16 protein-coding genes are annotated in these 22,333 nt (G+C 68.9%); 1 reads left to right on the top strand and 15 read right to left on the bottom strand.

Going from position 1 to position 22,333, the window contains the following annotated elements; genetic code table 11:
- Nucleotides 1-373: 373 nt before the first annotated feature.
- A complete protein-coding gene (ileS, locus tag ABD848_RS11620; protein WP_344970863.1) occupies nt 374-3,550 on the top strand; it encodes an isoleucine--tRNA ligase in 3,177 nt (1,058 codons plus the stop codon).
- Between the two features lie 596 nt (nt 3,551-4,146).
- On the opposite strand, the gene ABD848_RS11615 is transcribed toward ileS, so the two are convergent.
- The 15 genes from ABD848_RS11615 to ABD848_RS11545 all read right to left on the bottom strand — a co-directional run bounded on the left by ABD848_RS11615 (nt 4,147) and on the right by ABD848_RS11545 (nt 22,271).
- Complete coding sequence (locus ABD848_RS11615; RefSeq protein WP_344970861.1) at nt 4,147-5,502, bottom strand: hypothetical protein; 1,356 nt, start codon at nt 5,500-5,502, stop codon at nt 4,147-4,149.
- Between the two features lie 77 nt (nt 5,503-5,579).
- On the bottom strand, nt 5,580-6,512 hold the full coding sequence (locus tag ABD848_RS11610) for a DivIVA domain-containing protein (RefSeq protein WP_344970859.1): 933 nt from the start codon (nt 6,510-6,512) through the stop codon (nt 5,580-5,582).
- Between the two features lie 129 nt (nt 6,513-6,641).
- Nucleotides 6,642-6,935: a YggT family protein gene (locus ABD848_RS11605; protein WP_344970857.1), complete on the bottom strand. Its 294-nt coding sequence runs from the start codon at nt 6,933-6,935 to the stop codon at nt 6,642-6,644.
- A gap of 42 nt (nt 6,936-6,977) precedes the next feature.
- A complete protein-coding gene (locus ABD848_RS11600; protein ID WP_344970856.1) occupies nt 6,978-7,514 on the bottom strand; it encodes a cell division protein SepF in 537 nt (178 codons plus the stop codon).
- A gap of 118 nt (nt 7,515-7,632) precedes the next feature.
- A complete protein-coding gene (locus ABD848_RS11595; RefSeq protein ID WP_344970854.1) occupies nt 7,633-8,361 on the bottom strand; it encodes a YggS family pyridoxal phosphate-dependent enzyme in 729 nt (242 codons plus the stop codon).
- A 21-nt stretch (nt 8,362-8,382) separates the two neighbouring features.
- Nucleotides 8,383-9,108 carry a peptidoglycan editing factor PgeF gene (gene pgeF / locus ABD848_RS11590; protein ID WP_344970852.1) on the bottom strand — a complete coding sequence of 242 codons (726 nt, stop codon included), beginning with the start codon at nt 9,106-9,108 and terminating at the stop codon, nt 8,383-8,385.
- A 445-nt stretch (nt 9,109-9,553) separates the two neighbouring features.
- Nucleotides 9,554-11,005, bottom strand: coding sequence for a cell division protein FtsZ (gene ftsZ, locus ABD848_RS11585; RefSeq protein ID WP_344970849.1), 1,452 nt, complete (start codon nt 11,003-11,005; stop codon nt 9,554-9,556).
- Between the two features lie 406 nt (nt 11,006-11,411).
- The gene (locus tag ABD848_RS11580; protein ID WP_344970847.1) at nt 11,412-12,155 is read right to left on the bottom strand and encodes a cell division protein FtsQ/DivIB; all 744 of its coding nucleotides are present in this window, start codon (nt 12,153-12,155) and stop codon (nt 11,412-11,414) included.
- Between the two features lie 82 nt (nt 12,156-12,237).
- The gene (gene murC / locus ABD848_RS11575) at nt 12,238-13,695 is read right to left on the bottom strand and encodes a UDP-N-acetylmuramate--L-alanine ligase (RefSeq protein ID WP_344970845.1); all 1,458 of its coding nucleotides are present in this window, start codon (nt 13,693-13,695) and stop codon (nt 12,238-12,240) included.
- Complete coding sequence (murG, locus tag ABD848_RS11570; protein ID WP_344970843.1) at nt 13,692-14,861, bottom strand: undecaprenyldiphospho-muramoylpentapeptide beta-N-acetylglucosaminyltransferase; 1,170 nt, start codon at nt 14,859-14,861, stop codon at nt 13,692-13,694. Before murG ends, murC begins: the two co-directional genes overlap by 4 nt.
- On the bottom strand, nt 14,858-16,219 hold the full coding sequence (gene ftsW / locus ABD848_RS11565; RefSeq protein ID WP_344970841.1) for a putative lipid II flippase FtsW: 1,362 nt from the start codon (nt 16,217-16,219) through the stop codon (nt 14,858-14,860). The genes murG and ftsW overlap by 4 nt, the downstream gene beginning before the upstream one ends.
- Before the next feature lie 214 nt (nt 16,220-16,433).
- Complete coding sequence (murD, locus tag ABD848_RS11560) at nt 16,434-17,831, bottom strand: UDP-N-acetylmuramoyl-L-alanine--D-glutamate ligase (protein ID WP_344971153.1); 1,398 nt, start codon at nt 17,829-17,831, stop codon at nt 16,434-16,436.
- A gap of 80 nt (nt 17,832-17,911) precedes the next feature.
- Nucleotides 17,912-18,973: a phospho-N-acetylmuramoyl-pentapeptide-transferase gene (mraY, locus tag ABD848_RS11555; protein WP_344970839.1), complete on the bottom strand. Its 1,062-nt coding sequence runs from the start codon at nt 18,971-18,973 to the stop codon at nt 17,912-17,914.
- The gene (locus tag ABD848_RS11550; RefSeq protein ID WP_344970837.1) at nt 18,970-20,385 is read right to left on the bottom strand and encodes a UDP-N-acetylmuramoyl-tripeptide--D-alanyl-D-alanine ligase; all 1,416 of its coding nucleotides are present in this window, start codon (nt 20,383-20,385) and stop codon (nt 18,970-18,972) included. The genes mraY and ABD848_RS11550 overlap by 4 nt, the downstream gene beginning before the upstream one ends.
- A gap of 266 nt (nt 20,386-20,651) precedes the next feature.
- Nucleotides 20,652-22,271 carry a UDP-N-acetylmuramoyl-L-alanyl-D-glutamate--2,6-diaminopimelate ligase gene (locus ABD848_RS11545; protein ID WP_344971151.1) on the bottom strand — a complete coding sequence of 540 codons (1,620 nt, stop codon included), beginning with the start codon at nt 22,269-22,271 and terminating at the stop codon, nt 20,652-20,654.
- Nucleotides 22,272-22,333: the final 62 nt, after the last annotated feature.

Below are 22,333 nucleotides of genomic sequence, written 5' to 3'. Positions count from 1 at the left end.
TGCTCAGGCAAACGTGTCAAGTATGCCTGAGGGCAGCCGAGGCGGGCGAAAATCGGCGCGATAGGGATGGCCGCGTACGTTATTCTCGGTTCCAGTAAGGCGTGGATGGGGACGAGTACCGCCGGACACAGCCCAGAGCGACCCGGGGATGGTGTGAGCCCGGGGGTATGCCCGCCGGGAATATCACCCCGGAGCTGCCGGAAGAACGGTCCCGGCCCGCCGGAGTGCGTACGGTGGGGCTCAGTAGAACCGGCCATGGCACAAACGAAGCGGGGCGCGCCCGGGCCGGGCGCTCCCAAGGAGGGTGGTACCGCGGGGCTGTCGGCCTCGTCCCTCCGTCAGGTAGCCAACTCCTGATGGAAAGGTACGCCAGGTGTCGCAGGAACAACGGCCCGTACAGCCCTTCCCCGCTCTGCCCGCGCGCATCGATCTGCCTGCCATGGAGCACGAGGTGCTGCGGCGCTGGTCGGAGCAGAAAATCTTCGAGCGCTCCTTGGAGCAGACCCAGGGAGGCCGCAACTGGGTGTTTTTCGAGGGGCCTCCCACCGCCAACGGCGAGCCCGGTGTCCACCATGTCGAGGCGCGGGTGTTCAAGGACATCTTCCCGCGCTTCAAGACGATGAAGGGCTTCCACGTCAACCGCAAGGCCGGCTGGGACTGCCACGGGCTGCCGGTGGAGGTGGCCGTGGAAAAGGAACTGGGGCTGAGCGGTAAACGCGACATCGAGGAATTCGGGGTGGCCGAGTTCAACGCGCGCTGCCGCGAGTCGGTGCTGCGCAACGTGGGCGCCTTCACCGCGATGACCGAGCGTATGGGCTACTGGGTCAACATGGACGAGGCTTACCGCACCATGGACCCGCAGTACGTGGAGTCGGTGTGGTGGTCGCTGAAGACTGTGTGGGAAAAGGGGCTGCTGGTCCGCGACTACCGGATCAGCCCTTACTGTCCCCGCTGCGGCACCACGCTGTCCGACCACGAGCTGGCTCAAGGCTATGAGAGCATCACCGACCCGTCGGTCTATGTGCGTTTCCCGGTGACCTCGGGGCCGCTGGCCGATCCGGAGCGGCCCACGTCGATGCTGGTGTGGACCACGACCCCGTGGACGTTGGTGTCCAACACCGCCGTGGCGGTCCACCCCGACGTGAGCTACGTGGTGGCCAGCAACGGCAGCGAGCGGCTGCTGGTGGCCGAGCCCCTGGTTGAGACGGCCTTGGGTGAGGGCTGGACGTTGACCGGGGAACGCTTCGAGGGCGCCGAGATGGAGCGCTGGACCTACCAGCGCCCCTTCGAGCTGGTGCACTTCGACGAGCCGGCCCACTTCGTCGTGCTGGGCGACTACGTCACCGTTGACGACGGCACCGGCCTAGTGCACCAGGCGCCGGCCTTCGGCGCCGACGACATGGCGGTGTGCCGCGCCTATGGCCTGCCCGTAGTCAACCCGGTGCGCGCCGACGGCACGTTCGAGGCCGACCTGGACCTGGTGGGCGGACAGTTCTTCAAGACGGCCGACGCGGCGCTGCTCAGTGACCTCAACGAACGGGGGCTGCTGCTGCGTCGCCTCTCCTACGAACACAGCTACCCGCACTGCTGGCGGTGCCACACGCCGCTGCTCTACTACGCGCTGCCCTCCTGGTACATCAAGACCACCGCCGTCAAGGAACGGCTGCTGGAGCAAAACGCCCGCACCAACTGGTACCCGGAAAACATCAAGGAGGGACGCTACGGCGAGTGGCTGCGCAACAACGTCGACTGGGCACTGTCGCGGAGCCGCTACTGGGGGACACCGCTACCGGTGTGGACCTGTGCTGAAGACCACATGACCGTGGTGGGCTCGCTGACCGAGCTCGGCGAGCTGGCTGGCCAGGACCTGTCCACCCTCGACCCGCACCGCCCCTACGTCGACGACGTGGTCCTCAACTGCCGCGAGTGCGGCGGCCCCGCCCACCGTGTCCCCGAAGTCATCGACGTTTGGTACGACTCCGGCGCGATGCCCTTCGCCCAGTGGGGGGCGCCGCACCACAACAACGAGACGTTCACGGCGAACTTCCCCGGCCAGTACATCTGCGAGGCGATCGACCAGACGCGCGGCTGGTTCTACTCCATGATGACCGTCAGCACGCTGGTCTTCGGGCACTCCTCCTACGAAAACGTCGTCTGCCTGGGCCACATCTTGGCTGAGGACGGCCGCAAGATGAGCAAGCACCTGGGCAACGTGCTCGAACCGATGGCGGTGATGGAACGCCACGGGGCCGACGCCCTGCGCTGGTTCATGGCCGCCAGCGGTTCGCCGTGGATGCCGCGCCGCGTGGGCCACACCGCGTTGGAGGAGATCGTCCGCAAGGTCTTGCTGACCTACTACAACACGGTGTCCTTCTTCACCCTCTATGCCAACGCCGGCGACACCTGGAGCCATGAGCGCCTCGACGAGGCGCCCGCGCCCGCCGAGCGACCGCTGCTGGACCGCTGGGTGCTCTCCGAACTCAACCGCGTGGTGCAAGGCGTGGACGAGGCGCTGGAGAACTTTGAGACCGCCACCGCGGGGCGGCTACTCACCTCGTTCATCGACGATCTGTCCAACTGGTACGTGCGCCGTTCCCGGCGGCGGTTCTGGTCGGGAGCCACCAGCCCCGAAGGAGCGGCGGCGTTCGCGACGCTGTTCGAGTGCCTGGAGACGCTGACGCTGCTGCTGGCTCCGATCATGCCCTTCATCGCCGACCACGTGTGGACGTCGCTGCGCCGTCCGGAGGCTCTAGAGTCGGTGCACCTGGCTGCCTGGCCGCGGGCGCGCACGGAGCTGATCGACCCTGACCTGTCGCGGGACATGGCGCTGACCCGGCGGCTGGTGGAGCTGGGACGCTCCGCGCGCGCCGAGTCGGGCGTGCGTACGCGCCAGCCGCTGGCCCGCGCCCTGATGGGCGCCGAAGGTGTGGACGGGCTCGCCGAGCAGCTTCGCGAGCAGATCGCCGACGAACTCAACGTTATGCGCATCGATCCGCTCTCGACGGTGGGCGGTGACCTGGTCGACTACACCGTCAAGCCCAACTTCCGGGCGTTGGGCAAGCGGTTCGCCAAGCGCACGCCCACCGTGGCCGCGGCGATCCAAGGCAGCGACGCCACGGAACTGGTGCGCCAGATCCGTTCGACCGGCTGGGCTCACGTCACGGTCGAGGGCGAGCCGGTGGAGATCAGCGCCGAGGAGGTCCTCGTCACCGAGCAGCCCCGCGAGGGGTGGGCGGTGATGTCGGAAGGCAGCGAGACCGTAGCACTGGACCTGGAGATCACCCCCGAACTTCAGCGCGCCGGTCTGGCCCGAGAGATGGTGCGACTGGTCCAGGACTGCCGCAAGTCCAGCGGGTTGGACATCTCCGACCGGATCGAGCTGTGGTGGTCGGCCAGCGACGCCACAGCCGCGCAGGCGGTCAACGAGCACGCGACGACCATCGCCGGCGAGGTGCTGGCGCACAGCTTGACCGAGGGGGCTCCCGAAGGCGAGGCGCACTCGGTCACCTCGCAGGACTTCGGTGTGACGTTCTGGCTGCGTAAAGCCTGAGCAGCGTTGTGACGGCGGCCGGGAGACTCCTCTCGGCCGCCGCTGTAACGGCGCGGCGCGCTGCCCGGGGACGTCACTGTGTTTTTGTCCAGCGGGGCAAGCGGGGCGGGGAATCAGTGTCGTTTGCCCGTGCCTCGATCGTTGCGCGATCTCGGCAGCCTGAACAAGGGTGCGGCGACTGAGGCAACCGCAACCGAGGCGAGTGGCCACCGGGGCGCAGGAACGCTGCCCTAGCCCAGGACACGGCAACGAGTAAGCCCCTCCCAGCCACCCCGCCAAGCCGCTGCACCCCCACACAAGGTGAGAGGGCGACCTCCCAGAAATGACACCGGGCCGAGGCCTCGCCCCCGCGGCACGAAGAAACACCCCCTGCCACGGGGCTTGAGTTCTAGAGGTCGTTGCAACACCCCATCCCCGGGCTGGCGAGATCGCGCAGCGATCGAGGCACGGGCGACGGGAAACCTACGGGCCCTTCTCAGTCCTGATCCACCCCCAAGCCCACACCGCGCCATAGGCCCGCGCGCAGGCAGGCGGGAGGTGGGGCCCCGCCGCGGACCTGCTCGCCGCGCCGGCGGCGGGTCGACCGAGGCCCGGCTCTAGTCGGTGGGAGATTCTTTCGACTGGCCGGACTGGTTCTGGGGGGTTTCTTCCTCGTGCGCGGCGCTGTCGTCGGCGGCACCGGCAAGGGGTGGTGCGGCGGCGTCCGCGGAGTCGTCGGCGGAGGCCTCCGCCTGCTGGGACGTGTCCTCCTCGGTGCCCGCGCCGTCGCCGGTGTCGTCAGCGGGCGCAGTCGTGACGATCGGCAGCGGGGCGGTCATCTCCGCCGCATCGGTGGGGGCGCTGTCGGCCTCGCCGGCGGGCTCGGTGGAGTCCGCCTCGGGCGCGGCATCCCCGGTCTCCCCAGCGGGCCGGGCTGCCTCGTCGGCATCCGGCGCCTCGTCGGCTCGGGGGGACTGTGGAGGCGTCGGATCGGGCGCATCCGCAGTCTCGACGGTGTCGCCGGGGGCGGCGTCCTCGCGGTCGGTGTCGACGGTGGTTGTGGCGTCGTCATCGGCGGGGGCCGGCTGGCCACCGTCGTGGGCCGCTGCGGTGTCGTCTGGGGCGGCGCCGCTGTCCTCGGTGGAGGGATGGTCGGCCGCCGAGGGTGTGTCCGGTGGGGCAGCCGCAGTCTCGGTTGGGGGTGTCACGGTATCGGCGCCGGCCGGCTCCGCAGGGGTGGCGGAGTCGCGGCGGTCGTCGGGGGCGCTGGGCTCCTCGGCGGGCTCGTCGTCCTCGTCGGCCGGCGCAGCGCCGGTATCGACGGCAGGAGCGTCGTCGGTGTCGACGGGCGCACCGTCATCGGCGGCCACGGCAACGGAATCGTGTTCGTGCCCCGACTGGCCGGTAGAAGAGGGAAGATGGTAGCGGAAGCTCGGGGTCTCGGCGCTTCCGCCGTCGTGATCTGGGTCTGTGGGGCCGTCGGTCGCGTTCTCGGTCCCGACCCCAGGCTCCGGGAAGTCGTCGACCTCCTCGTCTTCGTCGGAGCCTTCGGCGGTCGCCGGGGGCGGCACCCGCCCCTGGGCGGGTTCGACGGGCTCGGAGAACGCGGATGCCCGCGTCGACTCACTGGCCGACGCGGGAACCGACGGGGCACCGGCCTGCGTGGCAGGCCCTGGCGGAGCCGAGGGCGGAACAGGCTCGGACCATCCCACGGGCGCGGTTCGGACGGACGCCTTCCCCAAACCGTCCGTACGGTACGCCCCCGCGGGAGCGGTCACCTCTTGTCCAGGGCGATCCGTGCGCTTGCCGGCGAGCAGCCGCTGGCGACCCCTGACGAACTCGATCGCGAGGAGGACGGTGGCCATGCTGGCCAATCCGAGCGCGAGGTAGACCAGGGTCAACTCTGCCAGCACCAGTGCCGCACCCACCACGACCAACGACGCGGCGGTGAGGACGAAGCAAACGAGGATCACTGGAGGGAGGGCCTTTACTCACGGGGTGACACGGTGTCGCCGGTCACAACTCTTACTGTATGGCCTGCTCAGTGCTATCAGCGACGGTCGTGGGGCGCCTCTCCGGGGTGGTACCCACCGTGCTGAGCGGGTTCGGGTTGGGCGAACGGGTTGCCGCCACTGCCCGGAGTGCCGTTGCCGGGGCCAGTGTGCTGAAGCGAGGGCGAACCGCCGGAGGGAGCCATCGTCTGGAAACCACCAGTGGTATCGGCGTTGCTGTGCTCGCTGGCGCCTTCCTCAAGTTCGCGCAACTGGCGCTCGAAGTACTCCTTGAGGCGACCGCGGTAGAGGCGCTCGAACTCCTTGAGTCCACTGACCTCGTGCTCCAGCTCCTCGCGCTGTTGCACCAGCGAGCCCATCACCTGGCGGTGGCGCTCTTGGGCGTCACGGTCGAGGTTTTCGGCGCGGGCGCGGGCCTCGTTGACGATCTGCTCAGCCTGGCGGCGAGCCTTGTTGAGGATGTCGTCGGCCTCGTGGCGAGCACGGCCCAGGGTCTCGTCGGCCTCGCGCCGGGCGTCGGAGATGGCCTGGTCGGCGGTCTGCTGCGCGAGGGCGAGGACGCGGGCCGCGGTGTCCATGTTGTCCTCAGCGCCAGGGAGACCCATGTTGGCCATGGCCTGCTGCATCTGCTCTGGTTGCTGCACCGATTCCGGCCGCGGCGGCTCGGGCTGCTGCTGCGCCTGTGGTTGTGCCTGCTGCTGGGCCTGTGCCTGCGGCTGCGGTTGGGGCTGCGGCTCCTGCTGCTGTTGCTGCTGCTCTTGCGGCTGGAAGTCCTGCATCCCCGCGTTGGGGACCTTGCCCCGCAGACATTCGGCGAGCTTGCCTCGCAGCTCCTCGTTCTCTTGGATCAGCCGGTCGAGCTCAGACTCGACCTCGTCGAGGAAGGCATCAACCTCTTCTTCGTCGTAACCCGGCCTGAGCCGGGTGGTACTGAACTGCTTATTCCGCACATCCGCGGGTGTCAGCGGCATGTTCGTCTCCTTGGCGCGCTTGGACTCTGTCCGTAGGGACGCTACCTGATCGTGACCTTACGGCAATCCTGACTCCGACCAAGACCACATATCGGAAGCGGAGCTTACCGTTCCGACATTGTGGCGCTGCTAGGCGGCCGGGATCGAGGCCACGACCTGGATGAGGATCACCACCACCAGGAAGAGGACGGTGAAGCTCAGATCCAGCGCCACGCTTCCCAGGCGCACGGGCTTGATGAAGCGCCGCAGGAACCTCAGGGGCGGGTCGGTGATCGTGTACGTCGTTTCGGCCAGCACCAACACGAATCCAGTCGGTCGCCAGGACCGCGCGAATGACTGGACGAGCTCGAAGACAAGGCGTCCGATCAGTACCAACATGAAGAGGTACAAGATGGTGATGAGTATGTTCTGCACGATACTCACAGTCGTTCCCCGGCCCGCTCACTGGACATCTGTCGTGATGATCTAACTTTGATTGAAGAACCCTCGCTCAGCGATCCGTGCTTTGTCTTCAGCGGTCACCTCAACATTAGCTGGGGACAGCAGGAACACCTTGTTGGTGACGCGATCGATGCTGCCACGCAGCCCGAAGATGAGCCCCGCCGCGAAGTCGACCAGACGCTTGGCGTCGCTGTCGACCATCTCGGTGAGGTTCATGATCACAGGTATACCTTCTCGGAAGTGCTCTCCGATAGTACGCGCTTCGTTATAGGTCCGAGGATGCAGTGTGATGATTCGCGCGAGATCCGCGGTCATGGGAGCAGAGGAGGGGGCACCAGGTCGCTCTCCGGGAGACATCGGGTGATCGCCCGCATCCGCTACGGGGTCGCCACGTAGATCGTCACCACTCGGCCCGAGGTTACGGTCGTGCCGCTCCTCGGCACCCTCGACGCCTTCATCGAAGTCATCGAAGTCATCATATTCGTCCGCATAGCGGTGATCGTAACGGTCGTCCTCCACGAGGCCGAGGTAGACCGCCATCTTGCGCATCGCGCCGGCCATCTCTTGTCCTCCGTCGTCCCTGTGGTGCTGCACCGCAGATGACTCACCACTGGCTCCTGCCCGTACCCGCCCTCGTAACCGAACTCGACAGATGGGCGCCAAGGTCTATGTGGGGACATTACCCCACGATCACCTTGCGCTCGCCTAGCAACGCCGTGCCGAGTCGGAGGTGTGTCGCGCCTCTCGCGATGGCAGCTTCGAGGTCGCCACTCATGCCCGCAGAGATCATCGTGGCCTGAGGGTAACGATCGCGGACCCGCTCAGCGACCGCGGCTAGGCGGCCGAACGCGGCTGCGGGGTCACCCGTGCGGGGAGCCACAGCCATAACCCCGCCCAAAACGAGCCCCTCCTCATCCTCGATGGCGCCAGCGACGTCGAGGACGTCACGGGGATCGGCGCCGCCACGCGGACCCAATACCCCCTCTGCGGAAGCAGGATCTAAGTTGACCTGCACCAAAGACGTGATTTCCCGTCCGTGGAGGCGAGCACCGGCTCCCAGGGCCCGGACGAGCTTGCCCCGGTCCACCGAATGGACGACATCGGCGTACCGAGCCACCGAACGTGCCTTGTTGGTCTGGAGTTGACCCACGAAATGCCATGTCAGATCCAGATCACGGCACTGCTCGGCCTTGTCACCGGCCTCCTGGTCACGGTTCTCGGCGACTTCGGTGATGCCGGCCTCGGCGAGCAGGCGCACGTCGGAGGCCGGATAGGTCTTCGTAACCGCGACGATGGTCACATCGGTGACAGAGCGCCCGGCTGCGGTACACGCCGCAGCAATGCGGTGACGCGCGGATTCGATATTGGCGGTGACCTCTTTGGCCCGCTCACTCACGGTTTCTGCCATATTCGCGCTCCCCCGTGCCATCTAAGAAGACTGCCAGACGTAGCCGGCAAACCGGCCGGTCGGTGCATCACGCCGGTGGGAGAACAACTCCGGAGTCTCGAAGGTACAGCGCTCATCGGAACGGATTTGGCCGATTCCGGCCTGCTGGAGTTGTACGGTCACCGCGGCCCGAAGATCGATCCCCGAACTGCCCCGGTGCGTCCGGCATCCCGCCTCAGCTACGACAGTAACGGCCTCCCGCCACATGTGATCGGGGACCTCATAGCAGCCACCGCAGACGGCAGGCCCCAGCACAGCAACGGTAGCCGCCGGATCGGCGCCATTGCGCACCATCTCCTCCACCAGCGCCGAAGCGACGCCGGCGAGCATGCCGGCGCGGCCCGCGTGCGCGGCACCCACCACGCCGGCGCCGGCGTCGGCAGCCAGAATGGGCAGACAGTCGGCAGCCATAGCGGCCAACACGAGATCGCGTTGGGTGGTCACAACCGCATCGACGCGCCCGGCGTTACCGGGCTCGGTAACAACGGCGACGTCGCGGCCGTGCACTTGGTTCATCCACACCACCCGGCTGGCGTCGATACCGCGGGCGGCAGCGGCGATCTTACGGTTCTCGATGACGGCCTCGGGATCGTCGCCCACGCCCAACCCCAAGTTCAGAGCCGCATACGAGCCCAGGCTGCGACCCCCCTCGTAGCGGTCGGTGAAGCTGGCGCGCACGCCTGGTCCCAACGTGAAAACGGCGCTCATGGTCTGAGGATGTTCCTCCGAGAGGGGGACATGGACGGATACGGGCGGCGCTCCCGGCGAAGCGGCCATCGGCACTCGCCCGAATGAACCTCGCCGGCGCGACCGCCCACCCCGCCGTTGTTTTTCGGCTTGGGGCGGCAAGGGGGCTACGCCCGCGCCCGCCCGAGAGACTGAGGTTTTCTGGCTTCACGGGCCGTTGTCGAGTCGACTCCGGACCAACGGCCCCAGCGTAGACCGCGGGTATGCGCCCGGCTGGCGACGCTGCGACGGTGCGGTTCCCGCCGCCGATTCAGCAGCAAGGTACAAGCGTTCGAGAGGTGGGGCAAGCGGGAACGCGACGCGGCTGCGGCCCGTGAGAGGCCACGTGGCCAGGGCAACCGACCGTGGCGCGCCGCGGTCGCCGTGCCCCTGACAAAGCCGCCGCGGGCTGGCTCGCCCAACCGGATTATTTAAGAAAATCCGGGACGTCCAGGTCGTCGCCATCCTCGAAAACGACGCGGCGCCGCGGTGTGGGAACCTCGCCAGAGCGGGAGAAGGGGCTATCAGTGCCGGTACGCCGCCTCGTGCCGTAACCGCTGTCGCCCACGGCGCGGATGTTGCGCGGCTGGTAGCGCTCGTCGTCGCCACCGGCCTCCTCATCGGATTCGGCCTCGGCCGCCGCGGCGGTGGCCTCCTCATCGGTCTCCTCGCCGCTGTCGGAGTCGGCCGCCGCGGGCGCCGAGGACGCTGCGGCGCTGGCAGGCCGCGCCTCCGGCTCTGGCTGGGCCTCCTCGCGGGAAAGGGCGGTCCGCGGCTCCTGCCGGGACCGCGGCTCGGCGGAAGCGGGAACCTCGGGTGCCGGTTGGACCGGCCGCTCAGCCCGCGGCGGCGTCTGGGGCGCGCTGGGTTGGGCGGCCGGCGGGCTCGTGGGCGCGGTGGCCGACACGTGGGGTGGGGGCACGGTCTCGGTGGCGGGTTCGTCGAAGCCGGCGGCGATGACGGTCACGCGCACCTCGTCGCCCAAAGCGTCGTCGATGACAGCGCCGAAGATGATGTTGGCTTCGGGCGCCGCCGAGTTCGCCACAAGTTGGGCGGCCTCGTTGATCTCGAACAGCCCCAGATCGGAGCCGCCTTGGATGGAGAGCAGGACGCCATGGGCCCCGTCGATGCTGGCTTCCAGCAAGGGTGAGGAGATCGCCATCTCCGCGGCTGCCACGGCACGGTCGTCCCCCCGCGCCGAACCGATCCCCATCAGCGCTGACCCCGCACCCGACATAACCGACTTGACGTCGGCGAAGTCGAGGTTGATCAGCCCTGGCGTGGTGATGAGATCGGTGATGCCCTGCACACCGGAAAGCAGCACCTGGTCGGCGGCCTTGAACGCATCGAGGACGCTGACCTGACGGTCCGAGATCGACAGCAGGCGGTCGTTGGGGATGACGATGAGGGTGTCGACCTCTTCGCGCAGCATGGCGATGCCGGATTCGGCTTGGGTCGCGCGGCGCTTGCCTTCAAAGCCGAATGGGCGCGTGACCACGCCGATCGTGAGGGCGCCCAGCGAGCGGGCGATATCGGCGACCACAGGGGCGCCGCCCGTACCGGTGCCACCGCCCTCGCCGGCGGTCACAAACACCATGTCGGCGCCTTTGAGGACCTCTTCGATTTCCTCGCGGTGATCCTCGGCCGCCTTGCGGCCGACGTCGGGGTCGGCGCCGGCGCCGAGCCCGCGCGTCAGTTCTCGCCCGACGTCGAGTTTGACGTCGGCATCACTCATCAGCAGCGCCTGAGCGTCGGTGTTGATGGCGATGAACTCGACGCCCTTGAGTCCCTCCTCGATCATGCGGTTGACGGCATTGACGCCACCGCCGCCGATACCGACGACCTTGATGACCGCGAGGTAGTTCTGCGGTGCTGCCACGACGAGGGGCCTTTCCGCTCGCTCCTTGCCAGGGTGCCATGGTCTCCGGGTGGGAAACGCCACTGCGTCACCACCGGTGTCCCGGCCGCTTAGCTGTCCGGTTCTTCTCGTGCGCTGATTACGGTCCCATGACCGTGGTCAGGGGCCTTGGGGTAGCGGTTCCGCGACTGCGCAACCGGCTCGCGCGCGCCCCGCCAATGTCGAATCCACAATTCCTGCCAACACTTATGTCAACCGAAGTTTGTGGTTATCGACAGTAAGACGGGCGCCTACCACCGAGCAACCAGCACGACCTCAGACTATCGGCGTGTCGGCCAGGGAGGCGATGCGCGCTCTCGGCGCGTCGCGCCACCGATTATCGCAAGAAAGGCTGGTGCACGTAGCCACGCCCGCGCGCAGCCGGACCTCACTTGACGACGGCGACCTCGGGGGTGCTGACATCGTAGTGGCGTCCCGCCTCAGGTGTGTGGTGACGCAGCAAGATTTCCAGGGCACGAGCCTTGCTCTGGATGTGGGTGTCGTCGCCCCACAGCACGGTGGCCCCGCTGGCGAGTTCGAGCGTGAGCTGCTCGCGGTCGGTGGCGCGGATCGTGGCTACCTCGCCGAGGATCGCAGGTGGAAGCCCCTCGACGACGGCGGCGGTCGCGGCGATGGCAGGGTTGCCCTTGGCCTCCCCCGTGATCTGCACCAAGGGGTACTTCTGGGGACGCTGCTCGGCGTCGGCCACGCGCACCCCGTCATGGTCGACGAGGCGGTAGCCCCCACCGACGTCGATGCTGAGCACCGGTCTCCGTTCGGTGACCCGCACCCGCAGCGTAGCCGGCCAGCCACGGGAAACCTGGGCTGATTCGACCAACCGCAGCCGCTCGACGCGGCCGGCGGCGGCGCTGGTGTCGACCCGCGCCAGGGGGGTGCCGGTGGCCACGTCGACGGCGGCGACGACCTCGGGGGCGTCGATACGGGACACGCCGCTCACCGCAACCTCGCGCACGACCAGCAGCCGCGAGCCCAACAGCACCCAGGTGACGACGGCGAAGACGCCGACAGTGAGAAGAGTGACGAACGCGACCTGCCACGGGTTGGGGTGGCGGCGCACGATGGCGCCGCCGGTGTCGCTCCCGTGGGTCTCGGTCGTTGCTGACGGCTGCACCGCACCCCCTCAATCGGCTCCGCGCCCGCCGGCGTGTCCGTGGGCGCCCCCGGTGCCCCGGGGCAGTGGCGCCCCACCGGGCTCAGTCCGCGGTCACCTCCAGTGCCGCGACAATGCGTGGTCCGAGCTCGGTGATGTCACCAGCCCCCATGGTGAGGATGATGTCGCCCTCGCGCGCCAGGGTGGCGGCTTGGGCCACGGCCGCTGCCGCTTCAGTGTGAGGATGCACACGTTTGTGGCCGATCCGCTCGGCGATGAGGTCGGTGGTGACACCGGGCTCGGGATCTTCCCGTGCGGCGTAGATGGGCAGGAGGAGGACCTCGTCGGCCAGGGTCAGCGCCTCGGCGAACTCGGCCGCGAAGATCCGGGTGCGGCTGTAGAGGTGGGGTTGGAACATCGCGAGGACGCGGCCGGGGGTGGCGGGGGCCGTGGTGTCGGTGCCCGCGCGTTGGCCGGTCGGCGTCGAGTCCAGCGCCGCCCGCGCCGCACGCAGGTCGGCTTCGATCTCGGTGGGGTGGTGGGCGTAGCTGTCGTAGACGCGCACCCCCCGCGCGGCCCCCTTGAGCTCGAAGCGCCGGGCGGCGCCGGTGAAGGTGGTGAGCCCGGGGACCGCGACCTCGGGGTCGTAGCCCAACTCGTCGGCGACGGCTATGGCCGCGGCGGCGTTGAGCGCGTTGTGGCGCCCGGGCAGGGCGAGGGTGCACGAGAGCGCCTCTCCCTCGGGCGGAGTCAGGGTGAAGGCCGTGGTGAACCCTTCGGCGGTGATGGCACTGACGCGGTAGTCAGCCCGGGGCGACTCACCGAAGGTGCGCACGGGGTGGCCACGCTCGCGCGCGATCTCGGCCACCCGCCGCGCGCCAGGGTCGTCGATGCCCACGATCAGCGCACCGGCGACGCGGTCGACGAAAGCGGCGAACTTGTCGTGGATCTCGTCGAGGCCGCCGTAGTTGTCGAGGTGGTCGGCCTCGACGTTGGTGACCACCGCCAGCGAGGGGGCCAGCATGAGAAACGAACCATCGCTCTCGTCAGCCTCGACGACGATGACGTCGTCGGCGCCGGCGTCGGCGCCCACACCGGTGGTGACGAGCTGGCCTCCGATGACGTAGCCGGGATCAGCCTCGACGTGCTGGAGCACCGCGGTAAGCATGCAGGTGGTGGTGGTCTTGCCGTGGGTGCCGGCCACGGCCACACCGCGCCGGCCCAGCAGCAACGCGCCCAGCGCTGCGGCACGCGGCAGAATCCGGATGCCGCGCCGGCGGGCTTCGACCAACTCCGGGTTGTCGACGCGGATGGCCGAGGAGACGACGAGCGTCTCGACGTCACCGAGGTTTTCGGCAGCGTGACCGATGTGGACCTTGGCTCCCAGATCCTCCAGGGAGCGCAGCGTGTCGCTGTCGCGGGCGTCGCTGCCGGAGACGGCCACGCCGCGCTGGAGCAGGATGCGGGCGATGCCCGACATGCCGGCCCCGCCGACACCGACGAGGTGGACCCGCCCCAGGTGCTCCACCGGGACCGGATCGGTCGGTTCGACCAGACTCATCGCTCGTCCTTGCCGTCATCGGGGAGGTCTCCGGCGGCCAAGTCCTCCTCGGGGTCGTCGATGGGGACCTCCGGGGTTGGGGTTTCGCCGCGAGCTATGGCCATGACTTCACGGGCGAGTTCCTCATCGGCGTCGCGCCGGCCCATGCGCGTGGCGGCCTCGGACATGGCGACGACGCGGTCGGTGTCGGTGATCAGCGGCACCAGGGTGTCGCGAATCCACTGCGGGGTCAGCTCGGAGTTGGCGACCATCAGGGCGCCGCCGGCATCGACGATCGGCTCAGCGTTGAGACGCTGTTCGCCATTGCCGATGGGCAGCGGGACGAACGCGGCCGGCAACCCCACAGCGGTCAGCTCGGCGCAGGTCATGGCGCCAGAACGGCACATGGCGATGTCGGCGGCGGAGTAGGCGAGGTCCATACGGTCGACGTAGGGCACGCACACGTAGGGGACACCGTCGCGGGTGCGGTCCTCGGGCTCGCTGAGGTTCTTGGGGCCCACAACGTGCAGTACCTGCACCTCGGCGTCGCGGAAGTGGTCGCTGGCGGCGAAGGCGGCCTCGTTGACCGCCTGCGCCCCTTGCGAGCCGCCGAAGATCAGCAGAGTGGGCAGTTCGGGGCGCAGTCCGAAATGGGCCCGGGCTTTGTCTCCCATGGCCAGCCGGTTCAGCGTGGAGATCTGCTCGCGCAGCGGGATGCCGACGAAGCGGCCGTTGCGGATGTCGGCGTGGGGGTGGCCGGTGAAGACGTGGGTGGTCAGCCGCGCGCCCAGCCGGTTGGCCAGCCCGGGCAAGGGGTTGGCCTCGTGGACGACGATGGGGATGCGGCGCCTGCGGGCGGCCAGGTAGCCGGGGGTGGCGACGTAGCCGCCGAAGCCCACTAAGACGTCGGCGCGCAGCGCGTCGATGTGGCTGGAAGCGGCGCCGATGGCGTTGGCGAGCTTGCCCGGAACGGTCAGTAGTTGGGGGGTGAGCCTGCGGGGCAGGGGCACAGCCGGGATGTGGGCGAGTTCGTAGCCCCGGTTGGGGACGAGCCGGTTCTCCAAGCCGCGCTCTGTACCGAGACAGAGGATCTCGGTGTCGCGGTCGAGGCGCCGCAGCGCGTCAGCTAGGGCGAGCGCGGGCTCGATATGTCCGGCCGTGCCACCTCCGGCGAGGATTACCCTCATCGTCGCCGATTCCTCCTCGCTTGAACCTGCGTCGGACGCGATCTGTTCGTTGCCTGGTTCGTGGTCGTGTTGGCGCTGCTGCCGCCTCGGCCAGTGGTGTCCAGGCCCAGCCAGCTTAGGGCCCTTTGCGTGCGGGTGGGACCGCGAGCGGCCAGGGCTTTGCGTGCGTCGGGCTCGTTTTTGGCGATGGCCAGCAGGATGCCGAGCGCGAGCATCGTGGGGATCAGCGACGATCCGCCCGCTGATACCAGCGGCAGGGGAATGCCGGTGATGGGTAGCACTCCGATAACCGTACCGATGTTGACTGCGGCCTGGACCGTGATCCAGGACGTCAAGGCGGCAGCGGTCAGCCGCAGGAACGGCTCCCTGACCCGGGACGCCACGCGCAGCCCAGCGTAGCCCAGAAGACCGAACAGTCCGACGACGAGGAGGGTGCCGATCAGCCCCAGTTCCTCACCGATGATGGCGAAGATGAAGTCGCTCTCGGGGTGGGGCAGGAACCCCCACTTCTCCCGGCTGCCGCCGATGCCCACGCCGAGCAGGCCGCCGGTGCCCAGCGCGTAGAGGCCGTGGATGAGCTGGAATCCGGCGTCGTAGGGGTCGGCTTGCGGGTTGAGGAACGAGGTGAGGCGAGTGACGCGGAAGTCTTCGACCCCGACCATGATGGCCACGAGAACGGCCACGAGGGCGAACATGGCCAGGAACAGCCGACCGGGGGCGCCGATCACCCACAGCAGGGCCAAGAAGATCACCAGCAGCACGAAGGTGGTGCCCAAGTCGCTGCCGAGCAGCACGAGCAGGACGAGCACCCCGCATCCAGGCAGCAGCGGCATGAGCAGTTGGCGCCAGTCCACCAACTGGTTGAGTTCTTCCTTGCGGGCCAGCACGGTCGCGCCCCACAGCGCGAAGGCCAGCTTGGCGGGTTCCGAAGGCTGGATCGTCAGCCAGCCGATCTCCAGCCAGCGGGTCGCGCCGTAGTACTCCTGGCCGCGCAGCGAGGTGAAGACCAGCAGCGCGATCGAGACCAGCATCGCCGGGTAGCCGATGGCGCGGAACACCTTCGTGGGGGTCTGGGCGGCCAGCAACAGCAGTGGCACGCCGATGGCCGCGGCCGTGATCTGTTTGCGAAACAGCGAGAAAGCCGAGCCGGTCTCGGTGTAGGAGTCGACCATCGACGACGACAGCACCATGAGCAGACCGAGCGCGACCAGCAGCGCACTGCTGCCAAAGAGCAGGTAGTACGAGGTCAGGGGGCGGTTCAACCGCCGCGACAGATAGCCCAGCCTCGCCGGCCACGCTTTGGCCCCCTCTTGGCGCCCGCCCGCTCCGCGTGGCGGAACCAATGTCGATGCCGCCATACGCCACCTCCGCCCATAGCGCCGATTCCCTCGCGTCGCCCAAGTCTGACGGCAACCACTGCCAGTTCGTCTGATCTCGCGGGCGTGTCGGAGTTTCGGAAGGCACGCCTCACACGCCCACGGCGGACCGCACGCGGGCCACGGGCGGCGCGGACAGCGGCCGGCCGTCGCGGATAGCGGCGCTTTTTGGCCCGCTCACCGCGACGGCAGCGGTTCAGCCGTCCAGCCGGTGCACCGCGGCGGCAAACGCCTCGCCGCGGGCGATGTAGTTGGTGAACATGTCCATCGACGCCGCGGCGGGCGCCAACAGCACGGTGTCGCCTTGTTGGGCCAGTCCGGCGGCAGCGGCCACGACTTCGCTCATGGCCTCGGTGTCGGTGCGGTCGATCTCGATGACGGGCACCTGCGGAGCGTGGCGGTGCAGCGCTTCACGCACCTGGGCACGGTCGGTCCCCAACAGCACGGCGGCACGCAGTCGGGAAGCCGCCGCGGCAACGATCTCGTCGACATCGGCGCCCTTGAGCAACCCGCCGGCCACCCACACGACGGAGGTGTAGGCCAACAGCGACGCTACGGCGGCGTGTGGGTTGGTGGCTTTGGAGTCGTCGACGTAGTCGACGCCGCCTCGGGTGGCCACGTGGCTGATGCGGTGCGGCTCGGGCGCGAACGCCGCCAGCCCGGCCCGCACCGCCTCCGGCGCCACGCCGACCGAGCGGGCCAGCGCGGCGGCGGCCAAGGCGTTGGCCACGTTGTGCGGCGCTGCCGGGCGCACGTCGGCCAAGGTGGCGAGCTGTTCGGCGGTGGCGCGCGGGTCGTCGGTGAAAGCGCGGTCGATCAGCAGATCCTCGACCACGCCGAGTTCCCCTGGCGCCGGCGTGTCCAACCGGAAGCCGACCAGACGCGCCGCCGGGTCGCCCTGCTGGGTGGCGAGTTCGCACGACCACGGGTCGGCGGTGTTGACTACGCGGATCGTGTCCTGGGCATAGACGCGCCCCTTGGCGTGAGCGTAGGGGGTGAGCCCACCGTGCCAGTCCAGATGGTCGGGTGCGACGTTGAGCACGACGGCGGCGTGCGGGCGCAGGGAGGCCGACCAGTGCAACTGGAAGCTGGACAGTTCGACGGCGAGGATGTCGTGGATCTGGCCGTGCTCATCGGGCAGCACCGCGTCGATGATGGGGGTGCCCACGTTGCCGACGGCGGCGGCGCACCGGCCGTCGGCGCGCAGCATCGCCTCCAGCATGCGCACGGTGGTCGTTTTGCCGTTGGTGCCGGTGACGGCCAGCCACACTTGCCCGGCGGGTTTGAGCCGCCAGGCCAATTCGATGTCACCGATGACCTCGATGCCCGCGCGCTGGGCGGCGAGGAGGGTGGGCGCGTCGGGACGCCAGCCGGGTGAGGTGACGACGAGTTCGGTGTCGGCGGGAAGCTCCGGCTCGCCCAGTTCTACGGTGGCGCCGGCCTCGCGCAGGTGCGCGGCGTGGTCCTGGGTGGCCTCGTCGGTGCGGGCGTCGACGACCGTAACGCGCGCGCCCTGGGCCAGCAGGGCACGAGCGACCGGCGGTCCTGAGACGCCCAACCCGGTCACGCACACGGCGCGGTCGTTGAGGTCCATCTGGTGACCGGCGCTGCCGGGGGCTGTTTCGACCACAGGCCGCTCCTTCACCTCGTTGGTGTGCCCGACGTCGGACATGGCTACCTCGGCATCCATTCCAGGTAGAACAGGCCGATCCCGATGCCCACGAACAGTCCCTGGATGATCCAGAAGCGGATGACGATCGTGGTCTCTTCCCAGCCTTTTAACTCGAAGTGGTGCTGGATGGGGGCCATGCGGAACAGGCGTTTGCCGGTGAGGCGGAACGAGCCGACTTGGAGGATGACCGAGAGGGTGATCAGCACGAACAGCCCGCCGATGATGAGCAGCAGCAACTGGGTGCGGGTGGTGATGGCCAGGCCGACCAGCAGGCCGCCCAGCGCCAGCGACCCGGTGTCGCCCATGAAGATCTTGGCGGGGGGAGCGTTGTACCACAGGAAGCCGATACAGCCCCCGAGGCCGGCCGCGGCGACCACGGCCAGGTCCAGCGGGTCGCGCACGGTGTAGCAGTTGGGTTCCAGGCCCTCTAGGCAGCTCTGGCGCAGTTGCCAGTTGCCGATGATGACGTAGGCGACGAGGGAGAGGATCGTGGCGCCGGTGGCCAAACCGTCGAGACCGTCGGTGAGGTTGACGGCGTTGGATGTGGCCACGATGAGCATGAGCACCCAGATCACGACCACGGGCAGGGCCAGTGCGGGGCCGAAGTCGCGCAGGAACGACAGGTGGGTGGAGCCGGGGGTGTAGGTGTAGCCGTTGGGGAAGAGGGTGGAGCTGGCGCCGATGGCGAAGCCGATGCCGACGATGGCCTGGCCCAGCATCTTGGCGCCGCTGCGCAGGCCGAGGCTGCGGCGCTTGTAGATCTTGATGAAGTCGTCAAGGAAGCCGACCGTGCCCAGTCCGACGAAGAGGAACATCACGAGCAAGCCCGAGACAGTGGGCCGTGTCACCAGGACCAGGTGGGCGCCGAAGTAGCCGATGACGGCGCCCAGGATGATGACGATGCCGCCCATGGTGGGCGTGCCTTGCTTGGTCTTGTGGCCCTCGGGTCCGTCATCGCGGATTTCCTGGCCGAATTTGAACCGGAACAGAATCCGGATGACCATCGGCATGATCAGTAGGGAGACGAGGAGGGAGAGCGCCGCAGCGACGAGAATGCCGGTCACTTGGCATCCTCCCCGCTGATGAGCTCCTCGGCTACCCGTTCCAGCCCGGCCACACGCGATCCCTTCACCATGACGACGTCCTTGGGCCGCAGCCGCTCCCGGAGGGCGGCAACCGCATGCGCGGCGTCGGGGACCCGCAGGGCCTGCCCGCGCCACGCCGAAACACTCTCCGCACCCGCCGCGACGGGCTCGGCCTGCTCCCCCACGACGATGAGCCCCTCGATGCCGGCCGCGGCGACGGCCTGGCCCAGGCGCTCATGCTCTGCCTCGTGGACCGCTCCGAGTTCGGCCATGTGGCCCAGCACCGCGAACGCGCGGCGCTGCTGCGCCACCGCCGTGAGGGTTTGCAGGGCGGCGGCCATGGACTCGGGGTTGGCGTTGTAGGCATCGTTGATCACCGTCACGCCGTCCCGGCGTTCGGTGACCTCCATCCGCCAGCGGCTCACCGACCCGGCTTGGCTGAGCGCGGCGGCGATGTCGGCCACGCCCATGCCGGCCTCGGCGGCTACAGCAGCCACAGCCAAGGCGTTGTGCACCTGGTGCTCGCCCACCAGCCGCAGCTCGACCGGCGCGGTCCCACGGCCGCGCAGCCACAGCTCGAAACGTGCGCACCCCAGGGGGGTGAGTTCGACGTTGCGGGCGCGCACCTGCGCCTGCTCGCTGCGGCCGTAACTGACGACGCGGGCGCGGGTGCGGGCAGCCATGCCGATCACCGCGTCGTCGTCGGCGTTGAGAACCGCCACTCCCCCGTCCTCGGCGGTGGGAAGCGCCTCAACCAGCTCACCCTTGGCCTGGGCGATCGCCGCCCGGCTGCCGAACTCGCCCACGTGGGCGCTGCCGACGTTGAGCACCACGCCGATGCGCGGCGGGGCGATGGAGCACAGGTGGGCGATGTGGCCGATACCGCGCGCGGCGACTTCCAGGACGATGTGGCGGGTGCTGGTGTCGGCGCGCAGCACGGTCAGCGGATGGCCGATCTCATTGTTGTAGGAGCCGGTGGGGGCGATCGTGGGGCCGAGCGCCCCGAGCACCTGGGCCAGCAGGTCCTTTGTGGTCGTTTTCCCAGACGAGCCGGTGACGCCGACGACGTCGGCGGCAGTCAGCTCGTCGACGACCGTGCGCGCCAGGCGCCCTAGAGCGGTCACCACCCCGGCGTCGCCGCCGTCCACGATCAGGTGGGGCTCTGCCACAGGGCGGGAGGCGAGCACGGCGGTGGCGCCCGCGGCCACGGCCGCGGCGGCGAAGTCGTGACCGTCCACCCTCTCCCCGCTCAACGCGGCGAACAGCGCCCCCGGGGCGACTTGCCGCGAGTCAATGGTGACGGGACCGGTGACGGTATCGGTGAGCCGGGCCGGTCCGCCTACACGCGAGCGGGTGATATCGGCGATCCGATCGAGCGTCAGCGCGATCAAATCCACTCCTCATGTCGGGGCCCGGCGCGTCGCTTGTGCAGGCGTCGTGGATGACGAAACAGCGAAGAGAAAGGGAGAGTACGCTGCATAAAGCCACGGATCGGCGTTGTGACGCCACGGTGCCGGGCTGCATTTGCCGGACCTACCTTAGAACATGTTGGGTTATCCAGGTTGCGTACTGGCCGGAAATGGGAATCGGTTCGTGATTGAATCGCCACGTCAGCGGCCAGAGAAGCCCGCTCAAACACTGCTGGGTAACCTTCTGCTCAACCGGGGGCAGTGCGGTGGGCGAGGGCCTCGCGCAGGGTCTCGCGATCGTCGAACGGTAGCACTCGCCCCGCCACGTACTGGTCCCGTTCATGGCCCTTACCTGCGACGACGATGACATCACCGGGCTCGGCGCGGGCCACGGCCAACTGGATGGCCGTGGCGCGGTCGGGTTCGACCGTCACGCGGGCGCGCTGCTCGATAGGGACCTTCGCCACCCCCTCAAGCATGGCGGTGACGATCGTGATCGGATCTTCACTGCGGGGGTTGTCGTCAGTGATGATGACCGCATCGGCGAACCGCGCGGCGACCTCTCCCATTAAGGGGCGCTTGGCGCGGTCACGGTCGCCCCCACACCCCACGACCATCGTCAGGCGGCCGTTGGTGACCTCACGCACCGGCGCCAGCGACGTCAGCACGGCCTCCAAGGCGCCGGGCTTGTGGGAGTAGTCGACGATGGCGGTGAAGTCCTGGCCGGCGTCGACGCGCTCCATACGTCCCGGCACTCCTGGGGCGGCTGCGATCCCCGCAAGCGCGGTGCCGAGAGGGATACCCCCCTCGACCAACGCGACGGCGGCTGCCAGGGCGTTGGCGACGTTGAAGGGCCCCGGCAGGCCCACCGAGGCTGGGGCCTCGATCCCGCCCGGGCCGACGATGCGGAAGGTGCTTCCTCGGGGGCCGAGCGCGATGTCGACGGCCCGCCAGTCGGCTTCGGGGGCGCCCTCGGCGGAGAACGTGGTGACGGGAACCTCGCCGCGGTCGGTCACCATGTCGATGAGGGCGCGGCCGAAGCGGTCGTCACGGTTGATGACGGCCACGCCGGCGTGCTCGGGGGTGAACAGCCGCGCCTTGGTCTCGAAGTACTCGCGTAGGTCGCTGTGGAAGTCGAGATGGTCTTGGGAGAGGTTGGTGAAGACCGCCACGTCGAAGTGGGTCCCCCCGACCCGGCCCAGCGCCAGGGCGTGGCTGGAGACCTCCATGGCCGCGGCCGTGACGGCGCGTTCGCGCATGAGGGCGAACAGGCCGTGCAGGTCGGTGGCCTCTGGGGTGGTCAGCGGCGAGTCGACACGCTCGTCGGCCACCCGCATCTCGACAGTGCCGATGAGGCCGGTAGGCGAGCCGGTGGCGTGTAGCCCGGCGTCGACGAGGTAGCTGACGGTGGTCTTGCCGCTGGTGCCGGTGGTGCCGATCAGCAGGAGGTCATCGGCCGGATGGCCGTAGACCCAGGCTGCGACTTCGCCCAGTCGGGCACGCGGGTCGGGCACCGTCAGTACGGGCAGCCGGGTGGCCGCGGCGCGGTCGTAGCCCTCGGGGTCGGTGAGGATCGCCACAGCGCCGGCGTGGGCGGCTTGGTGGGCGAAGTCGGCCCCGTGGGTGGTGTTGCCCGGCAGGGCGGCGTAGAGGTCGCCGGGGCGGACCGCGCGCGAGTCGTGCGTGAGGCCGGTGATGGTCGTCTCGGTGACGTCAGGGGCGTCCTCACGCGCCGTGTCAGTGGCTTCGGTGGCCGCAGGAGAGCCCAACGGCGGCTCGGCAGGGTCGGGACAACTGAGGAACCCTTCCGAGCCCAACAGGCGGGCCAACTCGGGAAGCGGGCGAAGCTGAGTGTGAGCGGGACGCATTACCAATGGCACGTCGAGAGCGTATCCCGTGAGCACGGAGGGAGAATAATTGGTGATTCCGG

Origin of the sequence: Salinactinospora qingdaonensis (assembly GCF_039539445.1) — a bacterium.
GTDB lineage: Bacteria > Actinomycetota > Actinomycetes > Streptosporangiales > Streptosporangiaceae > Salinactinospora > Salinactinospora qingdaonensis.
This window is presented reverse-complemented; position numbering and strand designations above follow the sequence as displayed.